Source organism: Enterobacter cloacae complex sp. P13B, from assembly GCF_014895915.1.
GTDB lineage: Bacteria > Pseudomonadota > Gammaproteobacteria > Enterobacterales > Enterobacteriaceae > Enterobacter > Enterobacter bugandensis.
In genome coordinates, this window is the sequence record NZ_JADBQN010000097.1 from 1 (window position 1) to 4,823 (window position 4,823).

Below are 4,823 nucleotides of genomic sequence, written 5' to 3' on the forward strand. Positions count from 1 at the left end.
ATGAAGATACAAGCTAAATATAAAAACTTAATTATAAGGCCTGTTGAGTACTTGGATGAAAATCATAGTTTCTTCAGAGAATCCAATAGGAGAATAAATAGAGAATATTTCTATACGCATAATGATTTCTTAAAATTGTATATTGATATATGTAACAAAAACTCAATAAATAATCCATTAGGTTTCGGTAATTTGGGGCTTAGTTATGTCTTAGCAAACTCAACTCCAAATAACAATCTTTCATTCCTCTGGTTTGAAAATGAAGGGTGGAATAGGTTATTCAAAAGGTAAAATATGAAATTTAACGAGATTTTTTCGAAAAACCGTGCCGAAGAATTACCTGATGATCTATATGGTAAATATGTTCTTCCCTTAGGATACGAAGATGTAAACCTAAAAAAAACGACGAAAGCAAGTATAGTTATTGGGGGGAGAGGATATGGAAAAACGATGTTCTTAAAGTATCATTGCCACCAGACAGCTCTAAGTGTGAATAAAAATACGATTGGTATTGAGGATCTTTCCAATCTGGGAATATACTGGCGCCCGGATACATCCTTTAGCCAGTTATTAACCGAAGCTTGGCTCGGGAAATTTTGGTCCACAGCTTTCAAAACGTATATGAGTCTATCGCTGATTATTGAGTTTGTTAAACTAACCAATAATTTATTGACCGAAAAATCTCCTGTTTTTTCTTTGAAAGAGAAGATTAATACTCTGACATTGCCAAACACAATTTGTGAAGGCCTAGGCATTGATAAAAATGCGAAACTTGTTGATGCCAGCGATCTTTTGCATGAAAAACTGTTTACTCTTTGCAATTGGATTAATGCCCCAGTTACTGAAACACCACCGTTTTCTCTTGATACAAAATTATCATTACAGAATATAATTAGCAAACTACATGCAACAATTGGATGCATTATCAAACCTAATTTTCAGGTTTACATTGACGAGTTCGAGAACTTAACATCAGAACAGCAGGCAATAATCAATACTTTAATGAAGCATGGCTCCATGCCGTTACTGTTCAGTGTTGCCTATAAGAAAAATGCTAATATTTCACATAAAACGTTAGGTAACGAAAGCATTGTTGAGCAGCATGATTTCAGATATATAGATTTAGAAGAGCTGTATCTCAATGACTTTGATACATTTGCTGGTGAGATATTAGCCCTGCGCTTTTCTGATTATATAGAAAGCAATGATCACGAAAAACTCCGTTCCATATTTACGTCAGAACACCAAATCCCGCGCAGACAAACGAAGGAGTATCAGGATTCAATTAAAAATCTGGCCAGTAAGTTTCTTCCTGAAAAGTCGACAAAAGAGATATCACATCAAATATTCAGTGATGACGCATTAACAAAAAAATTACACTCAATGATTGAGACCGGTTTAACTAAATCAAAGTCAAAATTGAAAGTGCAGTATTTTATTGATGATAAATTCCCTGAGGCAAGCCTGATAAACGGTGCATTGCTGAACAGGAAAAGTATTAGCCCCGATGAGGTATTAGAACAATACTTGCAATATAAAGTAGGACATACAACAAAATATAAATCATGGATACCTAACAACCTCGTCGGTGTAATACTCTATCTTTATAATAAATTACCAACCAGAATCTGTCCACTGTACGCTGGCTATAAACAGTTTGTATATTTATCCAGAGGAAATATCAGGCATTTTCTGGAGTTATGTCACCAGTCGGTAACAAAAACAAATGTCAGGTCTGCACTGCCGCCAAAAACTATACCATCCATGACAATCGAGGCTCAATTAGAGGCCACCCTGAAGACGAGTGAACTCGAAATTGAAAAAATTGGAGATTTTGGTGCCCATGGAATGCATCTAAAAAGGGTGGCTAAAAGACTTGGTGCGATTTTCAACTATTGCCAGTCTCGACGTTCTCAGAGCGAATCAGAAGTAAACCATTTCACTTTAGATTTAACTGATATAAATCTTCTTGCTTATAATGTTAAGGAGATTCTAAATGAATCATTGGTGTGGTCCGTGCTGATTGAACAGAAAGGAACGAAGAGTAAATCAACTGACAACCTGGAACTCAATGATTACGTCTTACATCCAGTTCTTGCTCCATATTTTGGCATAAGCCACAGAAAAAAAAGGAAAATAAAATTTAGCAAAGGTGAGGTTGAAACCATTTTTGTAGGTAGTGATGAAGATTTTTCATCCTTGTTAAAAAAATATGGAACCCGGTGGGATATAGATGACTCATCTTTTGATGTTTCCAGTTCAGTTACATCATACCAGTTGGGCCTCTTATGATAAAATTCAAACGAATCAGAACTCACAATAACCTTGATTTTACTAATCGCCATCACGACATATTTTTCTATGGTGAGGAGTTAGATGAGAGAACTGGCCTGGCGATAAAAAAAGTAAGCGCAAGCAATGCACTTCAGGTTAAATATGTTAAAGATGAATATGCATTAAAACTCAATGGTAATAAATACAAATTATTGGCATTGAAGGATGCATTAGTTTCTATGTCGCCTAAAAAAATAATCATAGACTCTACATCTCTTGATTTTCCTGAGATATTGTATCTTTTTTATTCCATTAATATGATTGAAGGGATAGAATCACTTACTGTTCTGTACATTGAACCGAAAGAATACAGTAAGTCGCCTTCGACTGAGGGCGGGGATGAGGAGTATCAATTAAGCGATGGCCGACAGCCATTTTCTTCTCTTCCCGTATTCTCACTGAATACAATCACATCTGGCTTACAAAAAACCAGCCTGGTTTCATTTTTAGGATTTGAAAGCTCTCGTCTAGGTCAGATTTTAAGTAATGATGATGGGGCAAGCTTTAATAAATTACTGGCTTGTATATCAGTTCCAGCTTATATACCAGGCTGGGAGAATAAATCACTCAGAAAACATTTATTACATTTCGACAGCATGGAGACAGATCTAAGAACCTGTCCTGGTGCAAACCCTTACGCAGTATATCAGACCTTATTAGATATATATGCAGAAAACCCAAGACTGGTGCTGACATCCTTAGGAACAAAGCCTACGGCTATCGGTATCTGCGTTTTCTTAATTAACAATCACCCTAATAATAGCGTTGAAAAACAATTGGGAGCAATATACGACTACCCTATAAAATCCATCAACCGTACAATTGGAATTGGAGAGATTTACTCTTACGAACTATCAATAAAATAACGTCAAGCCAACGTTCATACGTTTGAAGCGTTCGGTTACCACCGGCTCTGTGGCAGTTCAAGCTCATCAACATAATCTTCCGCTAGCAGGCCTGGTTTAATTGGGGAGGGTAATTGCGGTGATTGAATAAGTCGTGAAAATTGATCTCCTTCATTGGCTTGATCCACCTGATGCAGAGCCACACTATTGAACCACTCAGAGAGATGGTTCGTGATGAGTTTTACTGTTATAAAGCTACCCTGTCACATTGCATTTGAAAATAAAACGCTTTAGTCAGTCCAGTCTTACTAACTGTTTTGATGTTCAACACAACGTTCCGCACTTCAAAAGAATAGTAAGAAGATGCAATTTTTTTGTAAATTCTGGTATGTATAACACGAAGTCAAATTAGTAAGGTGTTTTTTGTGTGGGATTTATTTATTAAGATAATACTGCTGTTACCGATTCCCTTGATAACTGTTTTATTTGCTAACATTATTCCTTTTCTGACTTACAGACAAAATGGTGATAAAAACAAATCCGCCCTGATGGATACACTAGCTCGAGAAATGGATAAACAGCAACCCTGTGCGTATCTTGTGGAGTCATGCGTTGCTCGATTGCATAACATCCGGCCAATACCTTGGGCGTTTCTGCGGGTGGTACTACATTGCAGTAATTCGATGGAAATCATTCAGCTAGTATCATCTGGGAGGCGGATACTTGATTTATTTGATATATCTGTAAAAGAGGGCCGCCCTGTGGTGCAATATACAGCCGCGCTATGCAAGCGATCACGACGGAGAAACACCATGATTGCATGCTTTTTTCTTGGCTTATTTTCCATAGCTCTTCTGGTACAGGCCGAATGGCAACTACTCAAATTACTCTTTGAAAACAACTTACCAAATAATGTCAGCGATGCCGCGTATGGTGAAGTTTTTTATCTGTTATTACAGATGATATTATGGGCTGTAGCTACCGTCGTTTTTACCAGACAAGCGGTGATTCTCAAGCGTGCTGACAAACGTCTATCACTAATTTGCGAACTAATTGCCGCAAATTTTCTCATTCCCACCTCTAGTAGTGAACATGAAATACTAGGTATACAAACTGCCGACTCGTAAACCCTATATTTGATAGAGACGGACATCTCAATTTATCTATTACATGATTTGTCAAATCTCAGTGAATATGTCCAAGCACTGACTCGTTAGAAATTTTCACATGTTGAAAAGGCCGCTGCAAAAATCTTTCCCGCAGTGGCCTCTTTAGCATAACGTCATTTTGTGAACCTAGTTATATTAACTTCTTCACTTCTAACATTTTATCGGTAGCAATGCCATTTTTTATATACAACCCATCCATTAACCAAGATGCTAAAGCATTAATATCATTAATAAGGGATGAAGTATTTCTTCTATCAGAAAGAAAACCCTCAAGGTTGATTACATAATCTTCGTATCCGTTATCAAAAATATCATCACTCCTAACTTTAGGGTTCTCATTTACAAAATCATAACCAGTTTCGTGCTTTATGACTCTAGCTGTGCTGCCATGTTTTTTTAAATGAAAACTCAGGGCTTCTGAAGAAATGAAACTGAGAGAATGTGGGAATGAGTCAACATAATAGTCTCTTATAAT

2 protein-coding genes and 3 pseudogenes are annotated in these 4,823 nt (G+C 36.8%); 4 read left to right on the plus strand and 1 reads right to left on the minus strand.

The window, feature by feature from the left end; translation table 11 throughout:
• The 4 genes and pseudogenes from IM273_RS21995 to IM273_RS22010 form a co-directional block, all read left to right on the plus strand.
• Positions 1 to 291: pseudogene (locus tag IM273_RS21995) on the plus strand (hypothetical protein); the annotation flags it as partial.
• Positions 292 to 294: 3 nt separating this feature from the next.
• Positions 295 to 2,237, plus strand: a pseudogene (locus IM273_RS22000) (hypothetical protein).
• Between the two features lie 51 nt (positions 2,238 to 2,288).
• Entirely contained in the window at positions 2,289 to 3,200 is a 912-nt protein-coding gene (locus tag IM273_RS22005; RefSeq protein WP_193051882.1) for a hypothetical protein, read from the plus strand.
• Between the two features lie 386 nt (positions 3,201 to 3,586).
• A pseudogene (locus IM273_RS22010) lies at positions 3,587 to 3,919 on the plus strand (hypothetical protein); the annotation flags it as partial.
• A 559-nt stretch (positions 3,920 to 4,478) separates the two neighbouring features.
• On the opposite strand, the gene IM273_RS22015 reads toward IM273_RS22010, so the two are convergent.
• A partial coding sequence (locus IM273_RS22015; protein WP_193055638.1) for a hypothetical protein occupies positions 4,479 to 4,823 on the minus strand: 345 nt, incomplete at its 5' end.